Annotated in this window: 17 protein-coding genes and 1 pseudogene; 14 read left to right on the forward strand and 4 right to left on the reverse strand. The window is 46.8% G+C overall.

All coding sequences use genetic code 11. The features are described 5' to 3' along the window. Positions 1-167 precede the first annotated feature (167 nt). Positions 168-2,462 (reverse strand): arginine decarboxylase, encoded by a 2,295-nt coding sequence (gene adiA / locus KU855_RS14875; protein WP_218531058.1) that lies wholly within the window; start codon positions 2,460-2,462, stop codon positions 168-170. Between the two features lie 503 nt (positions 2,463-2,965). Here adiA and potE point away from each other — a divergent pair. After that, a complete protein-coding gene (gene potE, locus KU855_RS14880; RefSeq protein WP_218531059.1) occupies positions 2,966-4,288 on the forward strand; it encodes a putrescine-ornithine antiporter in 1,323 nt (440 codons plus the stop codon). Between the two features lie 71 nt (positions 4,289-4,359). On the opposite strand, the gene mtr is transcribed toward potE, so the two are convergent. Both mtr and plsB read right to left on the reverse strand, forming a co-directional pair. After that, positions 4,360-5,610 (reverse strand): tryptophan permease, encoded by a 1,251-nt coding sequence (mtr, locus tag KU855_RS14885; protein ID WP_218531060.1) that lies wholly within the window; start codon positions 5,608-5,610, stop codon positions 4,360-4,362. A gap of 125 nt (positions 5,611-5,735) precedes the next feature. Then, positions 5,736-8,153, reverse strand: a complete 2,418-nt coding sequence (gene plsB / locus KU855_RS14890) for a glycerol-3-phosphate 1-O-acyltransferase PlsB (RefSeq protein ID WP_218531061.1) — start codon at positions 8,151-8,153, stop codon at positions 5,736-5,738. A gap of 158 nt (positions 8,154-8,311) precedes the next feature. Here plsB and lexA point away from each other — a divergent pair, with 158 nt between their 5' ends. From lexA to KU855_RS14920, 6 genes and pseudogenes are all read left to right on the forward strand, one after another. Continuing rightward, the gene (lexA, locus tag KU855_RS14895) at positions 8,312-8,932 is read left to right on the forward strand and encodes a transcriptional repressor LexA (protein ID WP_218531062.1); all 621 of its coding nucleotides are present in this window, start codon (positions 8,312-8,314) and stop codon (positions 8,930-8,932) included. Continuing rightward, positions 8,929-9,414, forward strand: a complete 486-nt coding sequence (locus KU855_RS14900) for a SulA-like leucine-rich domain-containing protein (RefSeq protein ID WP_218531063.1) — start codon at positions 8,929-8,931, stop codon at positions 9,412-9,414. The genes lexA and KU855_RS14900 overlap by 4 nt, the downstream gene beginning before the upstream one ends. Before the next feature lie 402 nt (positions 9,415-9,816). Further along, positions 9,817-10,914 (forward strand): annotated as a pseudogene (gene coxB / locus KU855_RS14905) (cytochrome c oxidase subunit II); the annotation flags it as partial. Between the two features lie 59 nt (positions 10,915-10,973). Beyond that, the gene (ctaD, locus tag KU855_RS14910; RefSeq protein WP_218531079.1) at positions 10,974-12,605 is read left to right on the forward strand and encodes a cytochrome c oxidase subunit I; all 1,632 of its coding nucleotides are present in this window, start codon (positions 10,974-10,976) and stop codon (positions 12,603-12,605) included. Next, entirely contained in the window at positions 12,598-13,152 is a 555-nt protein-coding gene (locus tag KU855_RS14915) for a cytochrome c oxidase assembly protein (RefSeq protein ID WP_218531064.1), read from the forward strand. Before ctaD ends, KU855_RS14915 begins: the two co-directional genes overlap by 8 nt. After that, complete coding sequence (locus KU855_RS14920) at positions 13,149-14,027, forward strand: cytochrome c oxidase subunit 3 (RefSeq protein ID WP_218531065.1); 879 nt, start codon at positions 13,149-13,151, stop codon at positions 14,025-14,027. Before KU855_RS14915 ends, KU855_RS14920 begins: the two co-directional genes overlap by 4 nt. A gap of 9 nt (positions 14,028-14,036) precedes the next feature. Here the strand turns inward: KU855_RS14920 and KU855_RS14925 are convergent, their stop codons facing one another. Continuing rightward, positions 14,037-14,264 (reverse strand): DUF2909 domain-containing protein, encoded by a 228-nt coding sequence (locus tag KU855_RS14925; protein ID WP_218531066.1) that lies wholly within the window; start codon positions 14,262-14,264, stop codon positions 14,037-14,039. Between KU855_RS14925 and KU855_RS14930 the strand changes: the two genes are divergently transcribed. The 7 genes from KU855_RS14930 to KU855_RS14960 all read left to right on the forward strand — a co-directional run bounded on the left by KU855_RS14930 (position 14,263) and on the right by KU855_RS14960 (position 18,866). After that, the gene (locus KU855_RS14930; protein ID WP_218531067.1) at positions 14,263-15,036 is read left to right on the forward strand and encodes an SURF1 family protein; all 774 of its coding nucleotides are present in this window, start codon (positions 14,263-14,265) and stop codon (positions 15,034-15,036) included. The two genes, KU855_RS14925 and KU855_RS14930, sit on opposite strands and share 2 nt — an antisense overlap. Beyond that, the gene (locus KU855_RS14935) at positions 15,020-15,556 is read left to right on the forward strand and encodes a hypothetical protein (RefSeq protein ID WP_218531068.1); all 537 of its coding nucleotides are present in this window, start codon (positions 15,020-15,022) and stop codon (positions 15,554-15,556) included. The genes KU855_RS14930 and KU855_RS14935 overlap by 17 nt, the downstream gene beginning before the upstream one ends. Then, positions 15,556-16,539 carry a heme A synthase gene (locus KU855_RS14940; RefSeq protein ID WP_218531069.1) on the forward strand — a complete coding sequence of 328 codons (984 nt, stop codon included), beginning with the start codon at positions 15,556-15,558 and terminating at the stop codon, positions 16,537-16,539. Before KU855_RS14935 ends, KU855_RS14940 begins: the two co-directional genes overlap by 1 nt. A 10-nt stretch (positions 16,540-16,549) precedes the next feature. Beyond that, entirely contained in the window at positions 16,550-17,449 is a 900-nt protein-coding gene (cyoE, locus tag KU855_RS14945) for a heme o synthase (protein ID WP_218531070.1), read from the forward strand. Positions 17,450-17,458: 9 nt separating this feature from the next. Further along, on the forward strand, positions 17,459-18,088 hold the full coding sequence (locus tag KU855_RS14950; RefSeq protein WP_218531071.1) for an SCO family protein: 630 nt from the start codon (positions 17,459-17,461) through the stop codon (positions 18,086-18,088). A 73-nt stretch (positions 18,089-18,161) separates the two neighbouring features. After that, positions 18,162-18,491, forward strand: a complete 330-nt coding sequence (locus KU855_RS14955; RefSeq protein WP_218531072.1) for an STAS domain-containing protein — start codon at positions 18,162-18,164, stop codon at positions 18,489-18,491. Between the two features lie 12 nt (positions 18,492-18,503). Beyond that, complete coding sequence (locus KU855_RS14960) at positions 18,504-18,866, forward strand: response regulator (protein ID WP_140930355.1); 363 nt, start codon at positions 18,504-18,506, stop codon at positions 18,864-18,866. Positions 18,867-18,883 lie beyond the last annotated feature (17 nt).

An 18,883-nucleotide genomic window follows, 5' to 3' on the forward strand; every position in this document is an offset into this window, starting at 1 on the left:
ATTGATATGAGTACGCGCCAAAGCTTCTGAAAGTTGCATAAAAAAATCCGATGACAAGGGGTCATCGGATTTTGATCCTTTCAGTGAGATCGTCAAGCGATCTGTCTTAACTGATCGGCATTACGCTAACGCGGGTTTTTTTATGACCATGGTTCAAGCAAAGGTCGCTAGAGTTTTTTCACACACATGACATAGTAGACACCGTCTTCATTTTCAGTCCCTTCGGTTTCATGTTCAAACCCTGGGAACTCTTTATCCCACACTTCAAGGCTCTTGAGGTAACCAATCTGTGGACTGTTATCATCCCCAAAGCTTTCTCCCGACATCAACATCGGAATACCGGGTGGATACGGGATCACCGCGTTGGCCGTCACCCTACCTTTGAGTTTATGAGAAGGAACCATCTCGACATTGTCTTCAACAATGGATTGGAATGCCGCTCTCGGGGTGATCACCGCTTCTGGCAGAATAGAATAAGCCGCATTAAGTTTTTCAGATGGATTATGTTTACGCAGATAATTAAACATCTTGTCGCCAAGATCCTTCATACCCAAACCACCATACACCTCGGGATGCGCATTCACTAAATCCGGCAAAGCCTGTGTTAACGGCGTATTGGCATCATAGTGCTTTTTAAATGCCAGCAAAGTATTGACCAAGGTTGCCCACTTACCTTTAGTGATCCCCATCGAAAACAGGAACATCACTTGGAAGTCCGTGGTGCGGGTAGGAACAATCCCAAACCGACCTAAATACAAGGTCACTAACGCCGCTGGCACCCCACTTTTTAGTAAGTTACCATCATCGCCCATGCCGGGAGATAAGATAGACACTTTGATCGGGTCGAGCATACACCAATCGGCGGGCATGTCTTTAAAGCCATGCCAAGTATCCTTTGGATGCATCACCCAACAATCTTGGTTAGAGGCTAATAAATCCACGGGCGCTTCTTCAAAGGGGTAGCTTTTACCTGTGTCAGGATCCTTGACCACCTCAGCATTCCACGGCTTAAAGAACCAATCTCCATCCTCAACAAACTCTTTGTTTAGGCGCCCCATGGCTTGACGGAAATCGATGGCCTCACGAATGACTTCGGTGGTTAAAGACAAGCCACGGTTACCATCCATTTGCGAGACGGCGATGTCATTCGACGCACTAATCGCATATAAGGGGGACGTGGTCGCATGCATCATATACGCTTGATTAAAACGATTATAATCGATGGCATCTTTACCGTGACGAACATGCAACCAAGAAGCTTGAGATAATGCATTCAACAACTTATGGGTTGAGTGAGTGGCAAACACGGTTGGACCATCATAATTTTCCTCGGGCTCGCCGCGCATGGCAAAGTGATCTTTGTAGATGGGGTTAAAACGGGCATAGCCATACCAAGCTTCGTCAAAGTGTATCCGATTACTGCTTTCGGCTAAAATCTCTTGAGCCCGCTTGGCGTTGTAGCATAAGCCATCATAAGTACAGTTAGTCAACACGGCATAAGCCGCTGACTCACCAGCCTTTTGCTTAGACAGCTTACTATTTTTAGCATTGGCTACTAATGCCGCTTTAGTCATTTGATCTGGGTATATCGGCCCAATAATCCCGTAGCGGTTCCGCGTTGGGACCATGTACACCGGCAAGGCGCCAGATAACATTAAGCCTTGTTCAATCGACTTATGACAGTTACGGTCACAAATCGCCAACGCATTTTCCCGCATACAAATTTGCATAATGGTGCGGTTAGCACCCGAAGTACCGGTTACCAAGGAATAGGAATTATCGGCACCAAACACCTTGGCAGCGTAGCGCTCACTCTGACCAAAGTAACCGGTATGATCTAGCATCGAGCCTAACGAACCCCGCTCAATCCCCATATCGGTTCTAAATAGCCCTTCACCGTAATAGCTATAGAAACGCTGACCGGCGGGGGTTTTAGTAAAGCCAACGCCACCTTGGTGACCTGGGGCTGCCCAAGAATACTCATGAATATCATCATATTTCATTAATGCTGACATCAAGGGAGGGAGCAACTGTTCACGATAACGCTGCATCGCCGCCACAGCGCGTCCGGCAATAAAGTCTGGCTTATCTTCCATAATCCAAGCAAATTCATCAACTTTTGACATTAGCTCTCGATTAACAGATAAGGTAATTTTTTTTCTTTCCGCTAACAGAAAGACTGGGACGCCCTCCTGACGACGATTGAGCTTAGTAATTATCTGGAAAAAACGCTCGTTCTCGTCGGCTTGAGATCCACTCATTGTCGAAGTTAACATTAAGCAGTCTATGGCAGTATTCGCATTTAAAATGGAATAACAATCTTCATAAGAGGTCGCTACAATCACTTTCACTGAGTTAGTATTTAACTCTTCGATTAGCCTTCCAATGGCATTACCAACGACCCCTTCTTTTGGTGCTTCTTCTAGAATCAAACAGGTTAGTTTTTTCCCATATGTACTCATCGATATTGCTCCAGCTAGTCAGACTATAGATATAAAAACCTTTAACAAACGTTGAATGGCATCGTTTGCTGTTCATCAGTCATAAGTAATCCACATGTCGCCTATGGCAGATAAAACTAGTCTTTTAATCTAGATGACAAACTTACTATCCGCCAAAAACTAGTCGACTATTTTTTGCTAACAATACGCAAATCATTGTTAAAGGCTCCCTTGGGTTCGGTCGCATACTGCCAGTAATAACATGAATGCATTAAGCCATCGCCACGGATAAATAAATATTGAGATTGTTTCTCATATTTTTGGCAAAGCAGCAGCGCCTAACCTAGACTTCTGTGTAGTTCAAGATATTCAATAAAAGTATTACAAAATTAATACGCTGATTTTGAAGTCGAATGACTTTTAAGTGATTGATTTTATTTATTCAACTGGCAGTGTTGTTGAGGGATTCTCATTCGAGCTGTCTTAATCGTTCCAAAAATCTACATTTATCCGGGAGTTTAAATATGGCGTCCGAGTCAAATAAGATGGGACTCATGGGTCTCACCACTGTAGTCACAGTCAACATGATGGGCTCAGGAATTATTTTACTACCCTCAAGCCTAGCTCAAACCGGGGCCATATCTTTATTGGCTTGGTTGGTCACTGCGGCAGGGGCTATGTGTATTGCTTATACGTTTGCCAAATGTGGTATGTATTGTAATAAAGATGGGGGGATGTCGGCATATTCCGCTGAAGCACATGGTAAGTCATCCTTCTTTATCGCCTCTTACACTTATTATGTCTGTCTAGTGATCAGTGCCGTGGCCATTGCCGTATCGGCGGTGGGCTACCTTCAGGCCTTTTTCCCATGGCTTAAAGAAACCCCCATTCATACCTTTATTGGCGTGATTGCCATCTTGATTTTGACCATGGTGGCTAACTTTAAAGGCCCAAAATTAACCGGACAAATATCTACCTTTACGGTGTGGGGCATTATTATTCCCGTGGTCGGCTTGTCGATCATCGGCTGGTTTTGGTTTAGTCCAACCATGTTTAGCGAAGCATGGAACCCCCATAATGTCAGCACGATTGGCGCCATATCGTCAGGTATTGCCTTAACGCTGTGGGCCTTTTTAGGGATTGAGTCTGCAGGTGCCAACTCGGGTGCAGTTGAAAATCCACAACGTAACGTGCCGCTGGCCGTGATGCTGGCCACCAGCTTTACCGCGGTGGTTTATATTGCCTCGACTGCGGTTATCCAGGGGATTATTCCCAATGCCGAGCTGGCCAGTTCAAGCGCACCTTTTGGTTTAGTGTATGCTCAAATGTTTAACCCCATGGTCGGTCAAGTAATTACAGCGCTGGCGGTGATAGCCTGTATTGGGTCGTTATTAGGTTGGCAGTTTACTAATGCTCAGGTCTCGCGCGCTGCGGCTGATATTCGCTTATTCCCAAAAATCTTCGGTGAAGTCACCAAAGATAATGCACCGATAAAAGGCATGATTATCATGCTGATTTTAGAACTTGGTTTGGCGGTCATGACCATTTCACCAAGCCTAGTGAAACAATTCAACGTGTTGGTGAATTTGGCCGTATTTATCAATATGGTGCCTTACATTCTCTCCATTACTGGCCTTGAGGTTATTCTGAGGAATAGTAAGGTTAGCCCATCTGAATACCGCAATGGCGCCATCATAGGGACGTTAGCCGTGTTGTACAGTATTTATGGGGTCTACGCTTGTGGACAAGAAGCGGTATTCTACGGCGTGATCGTGACCTTTATTGGCTATATTTTCTATGGCTTCATCGCCGGGAGAGATGCCCAAAACGAGATGATGAAATCCTAGCTTAGGCGTGCGATGTGAAGCACCTGTTTACCAGCAAAAAATAAGCCCCTCGTCAGGGGCTTATTGTTTATTTAACCTCCGTATTGCGGCAACCAGCCGGCCATTACCAATAAATGGCAGGTGGCAGTCACCACACCGAAAATAATCACTATAGCGATACTAACATTGCCACCGGGCACCTGAAATCCACGGTAGTCTGGGTGTTGTTGCCGCACTTTATAGGCCATCAGTGCTGGCACAATCACCGCCCAAATACAGGCCGCCAACGCCGCAAAACCAATGGCAATTAGAAAACCATTGGGAAATAACAACCCCAGCACCGCTGGCGGCACAAATGTGACGGCCGCGGTTTTAGCTCGCCCTTGGAAGCTATCATCGAAATTGAATAAATCTGCTAAATAGTCGAATAGGCCTAAGGTGACCCCCAGAAACGAAGAGGCCACGGCCAAGTTGGCAAATAAAGTTAACATACTCGTCAGCCATTCACTGCTCATCGCTTCATCTAATGCAGCCACCAGCACACCAATATTGCCGCCTTGCTCGATAATACTCACAAACTCGACTCGGCCAATATTGCCCATGGTCGCCACTAGCCAACATAGATAGATGACTAATGCTAAAAATGTCCCGATAAAAATCGCTTTAATAATGATTCGATGATTGTTGCCATAGTACTTCACTAGACTTGGGACATTGCCATGATAACCAAAGCTAGCCAAACCAAAGGGCAATGCGGCCCAAATATAAGGAGCAAAACTGGCCTCGCCTTGGGGATCAAATAAGCGTGCTGGCGCAACATCTAACAATAAGTTACCCACCGCCAAGAAGAAGGTGATCACCATGCCTCCCAGCATGATGGTGGTGATCCGATCGACGGCCTTAGTACTGATAAGAACGATAGCGGCCAACACCAGCACAAATACCAAGCCCGCGATGGGTTGAGGTAAGTCGATACCTAAACCTTGCAGGCTATGGTTGACGATAGAGCCACCGCCACTGATGTAGGCATAGGTCAGAATATACAACACAAAGGCTATCGACAATCCGGTGACGATGCGCCAGAACTGCCCTAAGGTATCTCGGGTTAAGGTATCAAAGCTAACCCCAGGCTGAAAATGGAGATTGGTTTCTAGCAACAGCAAGCCTGACAGTAACATGATGAGCCAGATAGCAATAAGCATGACAATGCCATAACTAAACCACATTCCAGCACTGACCACAGGCAAAGAAAACATGCCCGCGCCAACCGTGGTACCTGCAATGATCATCGCACCACCCAAAAGGGATTTCCCTTGTGGTGCTGCATTCATATGATTTGCCATCTATTTCCCCTAAATCGTGTGACACCCCCGATGTAAATCCACACCAGAGCGGGCTATATAATTATGTATTTATTATAAAAAAGCCTGCCAAACAGCAGGCTTTAAGCATAGGGTCACTCGGCGCCTTAATGCACTTGTGCCACGCTTTGGACTATGGTTTGGCGTACTGACGTGCGCAATAAGCCATTGGCGTAATCTCGAATACGAGTGACTTCAGTTAAGTGCGACTCATCATCTAAATAACCCAACTCTTTTAATTTTGAGCTTAAACAACCGTATAACTTTTTGTCATAAAACTCAGGGGCCGTAATACCGTGGATATTACCCAGACGCTGCGCCAATTGGTGACTCTCTGATTCAAGATCTGAGCGCTCAATATCAGGTTTCGCCACTAATAAATTAAACAGCATGGCATAGCGTTGCATCGACTCATCGACCACCGCCGCCAACAAGAGTAACTGGTCAATTTTGCTGGCATTGATCTCAAAGGCGTCATCCTCTGAGATCAGACCTTCAGCAATAAACCTATCTAACACACTATCTATGTAGCGATCCAAGTCGGCCAAATCCATAAATAGTTCAGCTTGAAGCAAGGGATAGAACGCATGACAAATTTGCTTAATGGTCTGACGATCGACCAGTTCATGCTGAGTCAAAATGCTGGACAGCAAGGATGGCACAATCAGCAGATGAAGAATGTTATTGCGGTAGTAGGACATTGCCAGTAATTGCAGCGGTTCAATTGAAATAATCTCCCCTAGCGCATCTTCTTCTCTGACTAACTTTTTCAGCTCTAGCCCTTGTTCAATCAAAGAGTCACCGTCACCATCCACCACCGAAGTGTAACCCGTGTAGGGCACCTTATTAAGCAGATTTAAATACAAATCGAGCTGACGACTTAACTGACGTCGCTCTAAGGCATTTTGCTCAGACGCCAGCAATACCATACTGGTTAAGGTGACCGAACTTGCCGCAGCCGCATCGTTAATATGTGTCATGACTTTATTGGCCAAGCCATTGACCACCGGGGTTAACCAGCTCGGCTTAGCATTCGGGTTTTGTGCTATCTGCTCTCGCCAATCACCGACCTTTTCATTAAGGTAAGATTGAATGGTGATAGGCTCACCAAAGTTGACGTAACCTTGGCCAAAATTCCCTAACTTACGCAAGGCACCAAACACTTGCCATAACGACTCTTTTTGTTTTTTCTTACCACTGAGCTCCTTGTGATAAGTCGCCACCTCCATCACATGGTCATAGCCTAAGTACACAGGGACTAAGGTAATCGGACGTTCAATACCCCGCAATACCGAGTTAAGCGTCATGGCCAACATCCCGGTTTTTGGCGACAACAGGCGGCCAGTGCGTGAGCGGCCCCCCTCGGTAAAGTATTCAACCGAATAGCCTTTGGTAAAGAGCTGATCTAAATACTCACGGAATACGGCAGTGTATAACTTATTGCCATTAAAACTACGACGAATAAAGAAAGCGCCACCACGTCGAAACATGGGGCCTGCAGGCCAAAAGTTTAAATTAATGCCGGCGGCAATATGTGGCGGCACCATGCCTTGGAAATACAGAATATATGACAGAAGCAAATAATCCATATGGCTGCGATGACAAGGCACATAGACAATTTCGTGGCCATCATGATGTAATTGCCGTACATGCTCAGCGCCTTTGACATTGATGCCTTTATACAGTTTATTCCACAGCCAGGTGAGCATTCGTTCGGCAATACGAACTAAATTATCCGAATAATCAGCTGCGATTTCATCGATATACTCAACGGCCTTGGCTTTGGCTTCGGCGGGAGTAATTTTCTTAGATTGAACTTCTTCTTCAATGGCTCGCTGCACTGAATCTGAATTCAACAGGCCGTGCAATAAGTTTTGACGTCTTGGTAGCGAAGGTCCAGTCATCACTTTACGTTGACGGCTAAAATGTACTCGGGCGACACGAGCTAACTTATGCGCGATGCGCTCATCACTGCCATGTTCATCCGCCATATAGCGCAGCGATACCGCATTGGAAAACTGCACAAAGTTATGCCGTCCCAAAAATAAGATCATAAAAAATTTGCGTAACCAAGTCGGATCTTCCCGCTCTAGCACCGCGGCTTTCATGGTGTCATCTTCTTTACCTGGTGTCCGTCCCCAAAACAGACTAACAGGTACCAACTGGATCTCTAATTCAGGGTTGGCTTGATGCATTTCTAATAACGTTTTGAACTCGTCTAAAAATGCTTCACTCGACGGGCGCTGACCAATCATCGGCTTAGCACGGCTTAAACAGACGACCCGCGGCAAGGATTGACCTTGGCATTTGAGCTCATCATAGGGGCTGGGTAAACCAAATTTAGCGGTGACATCACTGAGGGCGGCCATATCGCTGAAAGATTCGGTTTTCATTACATAAATGAGTGGTTTATTAGGATCCAAATTCAGATCAGCAAAAGGATCTGTCGGCACCACTATGGTGTGCACTAGTTTGCGCTGCAACCAGCGCAACACTGTCATTAAGAAAGAGTCTTGTTTGGCCATTGTTATTATGCAATTCAGGTCACGTAAATAGACCTATAGAATAACAGAACAGGCAACTTGATAGCTAATCCCTGCATAAAACAAACACTGGCGAATACTTGCACTAGCAGAATTACTGTATATACTACCAGTAACTGTATAGAAAAACAGGAATCAACATGAGACCTTTGACCCCGCGCCAAGCCGAGATTTTAGAATTAATTAAACGTAATATCAGCGAAACCGGTATGCCACCGACTCGCGCTGAGATTGCCACTCGCTTGGGTTTTCGCAGTGCCAATGCCGCTGAAGAACATTTAAAAGCATTAGCCAAAAAAGGGTGCATTGAAATCATGCCAGGCACTTCACGAGGCATTCGTTTACCCCCTGAAGAAGTCAGTGACATCGAAAGCGGCCTGCCCTTGATAGGGCAAGTGGCGGCCGGTGAACCCATCTTGGCGCAAGAGCATGTTGAAAGCTATTTCCAAGTGGATGCCACCATGTTTCACCCCAGCGCAGACTTTTTATTAAAAGTGCGTGGCGATAGCATGAAAAATATCGGTATTCTCGAAGGTGACTTACTGGCCGTGCATAAAATGCAAGAGGCAAGAAATGGTCAGGTCGTTGTGGCCCGTGTCGATGATGATGTCACGGTCAAACGCTTCGAAAAGAAGGGCAAGATGATTTACTTGCACCCAGAAAACGACGATTACACTCCAATCGTGGTGGACCCTAGTTATCAAGAGATCACCATAGAAGGGTTAGCCGTTGGTATCATTCGCAACGGAGGCTGGCTATGACAGACAAATTAATGCGATTGTCTTCTCACCCCGGTTTGTGGTGTGCAAATACTCCCAAGCACACTCAAGCCATGATTGAAAGTCTACCGACCTTAAGTCAGGGTCGGATTGAATTAGAAAAGATTGCGCCTCAGTTAGTGCGGCTCAGCCATCAAGGGCAATGGATTGTACTAATTAATCCCCCGAACATTGGCTATAAAGCTATGCTCGCTGCCGCCGGTGTTCGCTTAGATCGGGTCTTATTAGTGAAAGCCAAAGACGAAGTCGAAGCCTTGTGGGCCAGTGAAATCGCCCTAACCAACGGTACTTGTAGCGCCGTGTTAACGTGGATTTCGAGTTTAGATCAACGCGATCAACGCCGGATGCAGTTAGTCGAACGTAATGCCAGAGCCATGGGATTTATCTTTGAAAATTCCACCACAGCGCATCATAAAGAATTGACCCTCAATAACCTCCCCAGCTTTAATCGCGCCATGCATTAATTATCGGACTGCTTTCAAGCCATTTTAGATGGCAGTCTCGATTATCTCTAATTGTGATCTTGATCAAAATTTCCACAACAAGTAATGTAACTTAAAGAAAGCTTAAATTGACCAGAATTTTCAGTCATAGTGTTGATTGCTAAATTATAAAAACCTTAGCAAGCTATATACTGAAACCTGTAATAAGGTCGTTGGGTATTTCGATAGTGAACCGTGTCATCTAATTAACGATAAGTGTTCAACCGTTGGCGGCGTTATTCAGACGCGAGTGAGCCTCAAACACTTGAAGTCATCGTTTGCTTTTTGTGGGAACCGAAGAGTTTACATAGAGCAGAGACTTACTGTGTGACTTTTCTTTGTAATTGCATTGGCAATTAACAGGGGAGATGTCTTTTGAAGCCTATCCAATATTTGCTGGCATGTTTGCTTATGCCAATATTTTCGGCGTCCAGTATGCCGTTAAATATGACACAGGGCGTGTCTGTCATCAGTGGCAAGGTCTACGACTTGCACATGACCATTCTCTATATCTGCTGTGCCATCGGTTTAGTGGTATTTGGCATCATGCTGTACTCCATTATTTACCACCGTAAATCTAAAGGCGTTAAACCGGCTCAATTCCATGAAAGTACCAAGGTCGAAATCGCCTGGACCCTGATCCCCTTTGTCATCCTCATTTTAATGGCGATCCCCGCCACTAGCACCTTAATTGCGATGGAAGATACCGAGGATGCCGAATTGACGGTGATGATCACCGGTTCTCAATGGAAATGGCATTACCAATACTTTGATCAAGACGTAGGCTTCTATAGCATTCTCTCCACCCCTCGTGACCAAATTGATAATTTAGCCCCCAAAGATATAAACTACTTACTCGAAGTCGATAAGCCGTTAGTGCTTCCGGCGCATCGTAAAGTCCGCTTCTTAGTCACCTCGGAAGACGTGATTCATTCGTGGTGGGTACCGGCGTTTGCCGTCAAAAAAGATGCTAACCCTGGTTTTATCAACGAGGCTTGGACCCGCGCAGAAACCACTGGCACGTATCGCGGCCAATGCGCCGAGCTCTGCGGTAAAGATCATGGCTTTATGCCGATTGTGGTGGAAGTGATTGAGCCAGAAGCCTTTGATTTATGGATGGTTGAGCAGCAATCTTTAGCAGCCAAGGCCGATGAGCAAGCACAAGCTCAGTTATCTCAAACCTTGTCCATGGCAGAATCAATGACCCAAGGTGAGCAGATCTATACCAGCTATTGCGCTGCATGCCACCAACCAAATGGCGCTGGTTTGCCTGGGGTGTTTCCAAGCTTAATTGGCAGTCCCATCATTAAAGGCCCAGTGGCTGGTCATATCGATATAGTACTCCACGGTAAAGCTGGCACCGCGATGCAGGCTTTCTCCAAACAGCTCACCGCTCAACAAATCGCCGCCGTGGTCACTTTTGAACGCAATGCCTGGGGCAATGATTCAGGTGACGTGATTCAAGCGGCTGATGTCAGCCAACAGAACCAATAAAGGGATATGTCATGACTACTGAAAAACATGCACCTATCCGCGAAGAAATGCAGTACGCGGGCGCTGGCACAATCGACAATGGTGAGCATCAAGCTCACGACGATGACCATCATCATGAAGGGCCACCTAAAGGTATTTTACGCTGGCTACTGACCACCAACCATAAAGATATCGGTACGTTATATTTATGGTTCAGCTTTATTATGTTTTTAATCGGCGGCGCCATGGCCATGGTGATCCGCGCCGAATTGTTCCAGCCGGGCTTACAGCTCGTTGAACCCAACTTTTTTAATCAAATGACCACAGTCCACGGTCTAATCATGGTGTTTGGTGCCGTGATGCCAGCCTTTACCGGCTTAGCCAACTGGATGATCCCCATGATGATCGGGGCACCCGATATGGCGCTGCCGCGGATGAACAACTGGAGTTTTTGGATCCTACCTTTTGCCTTCCTTATCTTGCTGAGTTCATTATTTATGGAGGGCGGCGGCCCAAATTTCGGTTGGACATTCTACGCACCGTTATCAACTACCTATAGCCCTGACTCCACGGCATTATTTGTATTCTCTGTTCATATCATGGGCATCAGCTCGATCATGGGCGCCATCAATGTCATCGTCACCATCATTAACTTACGCGCCCCTGGCATGACTTGGATGAGACTGCCGCTATTTGTGTGGACTTGGCTTATCACCGCCTTCTTGCTGATCGCGGTCATGCCGGTACTCGCCGGAGTCGTGACCATGGTGCTCACCGATAAATATTTTGCGACCAGCTTTTTTGATGCTGCCGGTGGTGGCGATCCGGTGATGTTCCAGCATATTTTCTGGTTCTTCGGTCACCCCGAAGTCTATATCATGATCTTGCCTTCGTTTGGCATCATCTCGGCCATTGTCCCCACCTTTAGTCGTAAACCGCTTTTTGGCTATGCCTCTATGGTGTACGCCACCGCCAGTATTGCGATCTTATCCTTCTTGGTGTGGGCGCATCACATGTTTACCACCGGCATGCCAGTGTTTGCCGAGTTGTTCTTTATGTATTGCACCATGCTAATTGCCGTGCCAACAGGAGTGAAAGTGTTTAACTGGGTCGCGACCATGTGGCGCGGCGCGATTACCTTTGAAGCCCCGATGTTGTTTGCTATCGCCTTTATTATCCTATTCACCATCGGTGGATTCTCAGGGTTAATGCTGGCTATTACGCCGGCGGATTTTCAATACCATGACACTTACTTTGTGGTGGCACATTTCCATTATGTGCTGGTCACCGGCGCCATCTTCTCCATTATGGCTGCGGCCTATTATTGGTTGCCCAAATGGACCGGGCATATGTATAGCGAGCGCTTAGCCCGCTGGCATTTCTGGTGTTCGGTAATCTCGGTGAATGTGTTGTTTTTCCCTATGCATTTCCTTGGTCTTGCCGGTATGCCTCGTCGCATTCCCGACTATGCCCTGCAATTTGCCGACATCAACCAAGTGGTGTCCATTGGCGGCTTTGCTTTTGGCTTGTCACAGCTGATTTTCCTCGTCTTAGTGATCAAATGTATTCGTGCAGGTGAACCCGCACCGGCTAAGCCTTGGGAAGGCGCTGAAGGATTAGAATGGACCATTGCCAGCCCAGCGCCATACCACACTTTTACCACGCCACCTGAAATTAAGCCTGTGGTGCAGCATGGGTAACGCCAACAATACGCGACTGACCATTGGCTTAATTTTTGGTGCCATTGCCATGTTTGGCTTCGGCTTTGCTTTGGTGCCGCTCTACGATGTCTTGTGTGAGCAGTTAGGCATCAATGGCAAAACCCGCAGCACTGCTCAGGTCTTTAACGATGACACCAGTGCCCCCGGACGTTTGGTCAATGTCGAATTTATCGCGCAGGTTCCCGGCAGTTTGCCTTGGGAATTTGCGCCAGCCGTCAAGCGCATGCAAGTGCGGACCGGTGAGTTAGTCCGCACTCACTTTAATGCTAAAAACCTTGCCGACCATCGTATTGTCGGTCAAGCAATCCCCTCGGTGTCACCGGGCCAAGGGGCGGCCTATTTCAATAAGACCGAATGCTTTTGTTTCAATCAACAACCACTAGAAGGCCATGACAGTGCCGAGCTCGGCTTGATTTTCTTTGTGGACAAAGACCTACCTGACTCAATCAATACACTGACGCTTGCTTACACCTTATTCGACATCACGGATTCGGTCAGCGGCGGAACCAAAGGAGTGTCCAAATGAGCGCGGATAAGTATCAAAAATACTATGTTCCAGCCCAAAGTCCTTGGCCGATTATCGGCGCTATCGGTTTGTTCATGATAGCCGTGGGTGCTGGAGTGACTGTCCAACAATATGCGAATGGCGGTAGCGGCGGGGCTTACTTGCTATTGGCTGGCATTGCGGTGATTTTATTTATGCTAATGGGTTGGTTTCGTCATGTGATTTACGAATCCATGGCGGGCCTCTATTCACCACAAATGGATCGTTCATTTCGACAAGGAATGAGCTGGTTTATTTTTTCTGAAGTGATGTTTTTTGCTGCCTTTTTTGGCGCCCTGTTTTATGCGCGATCCATCGCACTTCCTTGGTTGGCGGGAGAAGGCAATAACGCCATGACCCATGCCGTGCTATGGCCTAACTTTGTCGATAATTGGCCATTGTTAATTACTCCTGCGGGGCAAACGACTCAAGCCATGCCTTGGGATGGGATCCCGCTGGTTAACACCATACTGCTGCTGACGTCGTCAGTCACGCTGCATTTTGCTCACGTCAGTTTAGAGCAAAGTAAACGTACCGCCTTAAAGCTGTGGCTGGGGTTAACTATTATTCTCGGCCTGAGCTTTATCAGTGGCCAAATCTATGAGTATTACCATGCCTACCATGCGTTAAACCTCACGTTAGATGCCGGTATCTATGGCAATACCTTCTTTTTGCTGACAGGTTTTCATGGCATGCATGTCATTTTAGGCATGATATTTTTGTGTGTATTGTTGGCCCGAATACTGAAAGGTCATTTTACCCATGAACATCATTTTGCCTTTCAGGCCGGTAGTTGGTATTGGCACTTTGTCGATGTGGTGTGGTTATGCCTGTTTGTGTTTGTTTACATTCTCTAGCTTAACCGATTAATAAGGCCTGGGGTTTGGGGTTATCCATCCCAATCCCATCGCCACTAACAAGAGTACCACCACCAAAACCGACAGGATGACCCGTCGACCTAAGTAATGACTCATTGAACGAGGTTGTTCTGCGTGAGGTTGGCGCACCATAAGGAACATGGCTCTGCCTAAATTAATAATGATAATAACTAGCAGACACACTAATGCGATTTTGAAAGCCAATAGGAGGGTCATGAAGTATTCCTCTGTTCGAACCAAGCTAAATGTTACCTTGATGTTAACCTTCACTGTGGGCATTTTTTTGCTGCTGGTCAAGCTAGGCTTATGGCAATTAGACAAAGGCCAGAACAAACAAGTTTGGCAGCAACAACTACAGATAAAGCAGGCTGCCAACCCATTGCAATGGCAAGAACTCCAGCAACTGAAGGACAATTATCATGGCTATTACGCTGACCTTGCGACCCTCACTAGCCGCGCCCCACTTATCATACTCGACAACCAAATTCTCCAAGGTCAAGTAGGTTATCGTGTCTTTGAAATCAGGGAGCAGGCGCACGGCGATAGTGCCATTTTAGTTGAACTTGGCTTTGTTGGCGCCAATGCCAACCGCCAACAATTACCCCAGTTAATGCGTCTGCCAGCAGAAGCGCGGCTGCAAGGACGCCTTTATCAAAAACAGACTAACCGCTTAAGCCATGCACTCGATAGCGAACTCATGATGGATGGCAGTGGTCAACAATCAGTAGTGCGTATTCAAAACCTCAACTTGCCACAATTGGCCGACCAATTAGGCTTGGCATTATTGCCAGCGATACTGCTCCCCACTCAATTAGCACAGCCCGATTGGCCTAGAGTGTGGCAATCCCCGCCAATCTCAGTCGAAAAACATTTTGGTTATGCGTTGCAATGGTTTGTGATGGCATTGGTGTTTGCCGGCTTAGTCATAAGGCTGGGGTGGTTACAACATAAAAATAGTAAGGAGCGCGAGCATGCCAAACAACAATAAAAAAACCTTATTATTAATTTCATTAGTATTTGTGGTTCCGGTATTACTCGCAAAGTTATTTTTAAGCTTGCACCTTTACCAAGAAGGCGCCACCAATCAAGGCCAACTGATGTCGCCAAGCCCGACCTTAGCAGAGCTGGATATGGTCAATAGTCATCAAGGTAAATGGCAAGTGGTGTATCTATTACCTACCGATTGTGACAGCCACTGCATGCAGCGGCTGTATATATTAAAACAAACCCACACCGCTTTGGGTGTCTATCAAGATCGCGTGCGCAGCATCGTCTTATTACAACGAGGGAGTGACCTTGAGGCTCTCCAAGATTTTGACTTTGAGTTAGTGGTTGCTAGCCCGCAATTAAGCGAAATACTAACAGATCAAGCCTTGGTCATTATCGACCCGCTCGGCTCGTTGGTGATGAAATACGCGCTGAGCGCTGCGATGGAGCAAGAATTACAACAAGGGAAAGCGCTGATTTCTGATCTGCGCAAAATGCTGAAATTATCGAGGATTGGCTAATGAAATTAACCTTGCTCGTTAAAATCACGTTAGCGCTGACCTTTTTTGTCATTTTGATGGGAGCCTACACCCGCTTAGCAGACGCAGGACTTGGCTGCCCTGACTGGCCGGGATGCTATGGCAAGGTGTTTGTCCCATCATCGCCACAAGCCATCGCCAAGGCAGAACTCGCCTTTCCTGAGCGCCCGGTTGAAGCTGGCAAAGCATGGTTAGAAATGATCCACCGCTACGTCGCATCCAGTCTAGGCCTGCTAATTATTCTGATTTGTATCCAAGCATGGCGCCAAAAGGAGGCCCCAAAAAAGCTCCCAATCCTGATCTTAGTATTGGTACTGTTTCAAGGGGCGCTTGGTATGTGGACCGTAACCTTGAAGTTAATGCCCATTGTGGTCATGGCGCATTTATTGGGTGGTTTTAGTATATTTTCGCTACTGTATTTATTGTATTTGCGCCTCAAACCACTGCGGATCCCTGGCGGCGATTATGGCGTCAGACCACTCAAAGGCTTGGCCATGGCCTGCTTAGCGGTGTTAGTGGTGCAGATCAGCCTCGGCGGATGGACTTCATCAAATTATGCGGCCCTCGCCTGCACTCAACTGCCAATTTGTGAGGCTGATTGGTGGAACAACCTCTCGCCTATCACCGCATTTAACCCAATCCCTGCAGGGCATACCCACTTTGAGTTTGGGGTGTTGGCTTATGCAGAGCGCATGACCATTCATGTATTTCATCGGGTTTGGGCGTTAATAACCGCCTTATTATTGATCTTTTTTTGGTGGCGACTACAACATCAATCTCGCTCGTCTGCCATTAAACGCGGCAGCCAAATAATGCTGACCTTATTACTACTGCAAGTGAGTCTTGGGATGGCCAATGTCGTGTTACATATCCCGCTCGCCATCGCAGTCAGCCACAACTTAGTCGCGGCACTGTTATTACTGAGCCTAATCTATCTCAACTATGCCATCTGGCGAAAAGCATAATGGAGGCACTATGAGTAAATCCCTTTCGGCCCCCCTAACCTCGCTACGCACCCGTGCGCTGTGGCGTGATTATTATGAAATGACCAAACCTAAGGTCGTCGCTTTAATGTTATTAACCGTATTGGTGGGCATGTGCCTCTCCGTCCCCACCACGGTTCCCTGGCAACCGTTAGTGATTGGCCTGATTGGAATTGGATTAATGTCTGGCGCCGCCGCCGCGATTAATCATCTGATTGATTGGCAAATTGATGCGCGCATGGCGCGCACCCATCATCGCCCCGTTGCCACCGGTCGGGTCTCGGTTAAACATGCATTGATATTTGCGATTAGCTTAGCCACTAGTGGCTTCGCGCTGTTGTTCTTACTCGTAAACCCGTTAACCGCTTGGCTCACTTTCGCCAGTTTAGTGGGTTATGCCTTTATTTATACGTTGTGGCTCAAGCGTGCCACACCGCAAAATATTGTGATTGGTGGCCTCGCGGGTGCCATGCCTCCGCTACTTGGCTGGACCGCCATTACCGGTCAGTTTCATGGTTATAGCCTGTTATTGGTCATTATTATTTTTACCTGGACCCCACCGCATTTCTGGGCATTAGCCATACATCGTCGCGACGACTATGCCAAAGTCAACATCCCGATGTTGCCCGTAACCCACGGTATTGAATTTACTAAAACCTGTATTTTGCTCTACACGGTGTTATTGGCCATCGCCTGTTTATTCCCTGTCATTGTCGGCATGTCTGGCGCCTTATATTTAGCACTATCGACGCCATTGAGCCTGATGTTTATCTATAAAGCATGGCAGCTTAAGTTTCACGACAAGCCCGGATTAGCCATGGGACTCTTTAAGTTTTCAATTTACCAACTGATGCTCCTGTTCTTGGCATTACTGCTCGACCATTACATCTAGGAGGTTGGTATGCGCTTACTTTTTGGGCTGATGTTGCTGGGGGTGATGGCGCTAGTAGGTGGCTGGAGTTATCAAGTTTATGATGCCAGTCGCCAAGCTGTGCCCCTTGAATTACTCACAAGTCATGTATTTGAAAATCCACGCGATATCACTGATTTTGAGTTGCAAGATCAAGACGGAAATGCGTTTGGCCCCGCGCAACTGCAGGGCCAATGGAGTTTAGTCTTTTTAGGCTACACCTCTTGCCCTGATGTGTGCCCCACCACCATGGCCAAATTGGCGGCAGCCTATGATGATCTCAAGCGCATCGCCCCGCTGCAAATTGTCTTTTTGTCAGTAGACCCTAGCCGAGACAGCCTCAATAAACTCAAAGATTACCGCAATTTTTTTCACCCCGAGATAGTGGCTGTCACCGGTGAGCATCAACAACTTTACCCGCTAACCCAAGCCTTAGGTATGGTGTACGCCATGGTCGGTTCAGGCGATGATTACTTAGTCGATCACAGCGCTTCGCTAGTCCTGCTAAACCCTCAGGGGCAACGCTACGCCGTATTTAAACCCCAACCAAGTATCAATGGCCTTGGCCAGATGACGCGCCAACAGCTAATTAGCGACTTTGCCACCCTCACCCATCACTAAAAGGCTCGCGGTTACTCAGCTAAATAGTCGCATTGAAAAATAAAATTCTATTTCGATAAGGCATTTCATTGAAATGACGACTATCTTTTCTGATACATGGAAGTTTTTTAGACGTGAAATTATGGAAAAACACACAATAAAGCTTGGTCAATCTTTGACCATTAGAAATATCAGCGAAAGTTACGCCTTAATCACTAAGGCGCTAGAAGCTGATCACGCATTATCGCTCGATATCAGTGAAATCCAGACGATAGACACCGCTGGCTTGCAGCTATTTCACATTCTCGCCATTGATTGTGAACGACACTCTATTACCCTCAATTTTACCCTCGGAACATCAGAACTCGAAAATCAATGTCGTAACCTGGGAGTCACTATCCCAGGGCTGGTATTTGTTAGCTAAGGAATGATGCAAATGAAGAAAATACTTGCTGTGGATGATTCAGCCTCAATGCGCCAAATGGTTGGTTTTACATTAAAAACCGCTGGTTTTGACGTCACTGAAGCCTGTAATGGCGATGAAGCACTCACCGTTGCCCAACAAGGTCAATATGACTTGGTAATATCAGACGTCAATATGCCGGTCATGGATGGAATAACTCTTATCCGTAACTTGCGAACCCTACCAGCATACAAATTTACTCCATTGCTGATGCTGACCACGGAGTCTGGAGGCGATAAAAAGCAAGAGGGACGAGCCGCCGGCGCGACGGGGTGGATAGTCAAGCCATTCAACCCCGATCAGTTACTCGCCACAGTTCGTAAAGTCTTGGGCTAATACAAGGTTAAAGGCAT

Source organism: Shewanella sp. NIFS-20-20 (genome assembly GCF_019209865.1).
In the GTDB taxonomy this organism is placed as follows: domain Bacteria; phylum Pseudomonadota; class Gammaproteobacteria; order Enterobacterales; family Shewanellaceae; genus Shewanella.

Bases quoted from the DNA above. Each gene is read 5' to 3' on its own strand.
- adiA (WP_218531058.1), bottom strand. From the start codon at position 2,462: ATGAGTACATATGGGAAAAAACTAACCTGTTTGATTCTAGAAGAAGCA.
- potE (WP_218531059.1), top strand. From the start codon at position 2,966: ATGGCGTCCGAGTCAAATAAGATGGGACTCATGGGTCTCACCACTGTA.
- mtr (WP_218531060.1), bottom strand. From the start codon at position 5,610: ATGGCAAATCATATGAATGCAGCACCACAAGGGAAATCCCTTTTGGGT.
- plsB (WP_218531061.1), bottom strand. From the start codon at position 8,153: ATGGCCAAACAAGACTCTTTCTTAATGACAGTGTTGCGCTGGTTGCAG.
- lexA (WP_218531062.1), top strand. From the start codon at position 8,312: ATGAGACCTTTGACCCCGCGCCAAGCCGAGATTTTAGAATTAATTAAA.
- KU855_RS14900 (WP_218531063.1), top strand. From the start codon at position 8,929: ATGACAGACAAATTAATGCGATTGTCTTCTCACCCCGGTTTGTGGTGT.
- ctaD (WP_218531079.1), top strand. From the start codon at position 10,974: ATGCAGTACGCGGGCGCTGGCACAATCGACAATGGTGAGCATCAAGCT.
- KU855_RS14915 (WP_218531064.1), top strand. From the start codon at position 12,598: ATGGGTAACGCCAACAATACGCGACTGACCATTGGCTTAATTTTTGGT.
- KU855_RS14920 (WP_218531065.1), top strand. From the start codon at position 13,149: ATGAGCGCGGATAAGTATCAAAAATACTATGTTCCAGCCCAAAGTCCT.
- KU855_RS14930 (WP_218531067.1), top strand. From the start codon at position 14,263: ATGAAGTATTCCTCTGTTCGAACCAAGCTAAATGTTACCTTGATGTTA.
- KU855_RS14925 (WP_218531066.1), bottom strand. From the start codon at position 14,264: ATGACCCTCCTATTGGCTTTCAAAATCGCATTAGTGTGTCTGCTAGTT.
- KU855_RS14935 (WP_218531068.1), top strand. From the start codon at position 15,020: ATGCCAAACAACAATAAAAAAACCTTATTATTAATTTCATTAGTATTT.
- KU855_RS14940 (WP_218531069.1), top strand. From the start codon at position 15,556: ATGAAATTAACCTTGCTCGTTAAAATCACGTTAGCGCTGACCTTTTTT.
- cyoE (WP_218531070.1), top strand. From the start codon at position 16,550: ATGAGTAAATCCCTTTCGGCCCCCCTAACCTCGCTACGCACCCGTGCG.
- KU855_RS14950 (WP_218531071.1), top strand. From the start codon at position 17,459: ATGCGCTTACTTTTTGGGCTGATGTTGCTGGGGGTGATGGCGCTAGTA.
- KU855_RS14955 (WP_218531072.1), top strand. From the start codon at position 18,162: ATGACGACTATCTTTTCTGATACATGGAAGTTTTTTAGACGTGAAATT.
- KU855_RS14960 (WP_140930355.1), top strand. From the start codon at position 18,504: ATGAAGAAAATACTTGCTGTGGATGATTCAGCCTCAATGCGCCAAATG.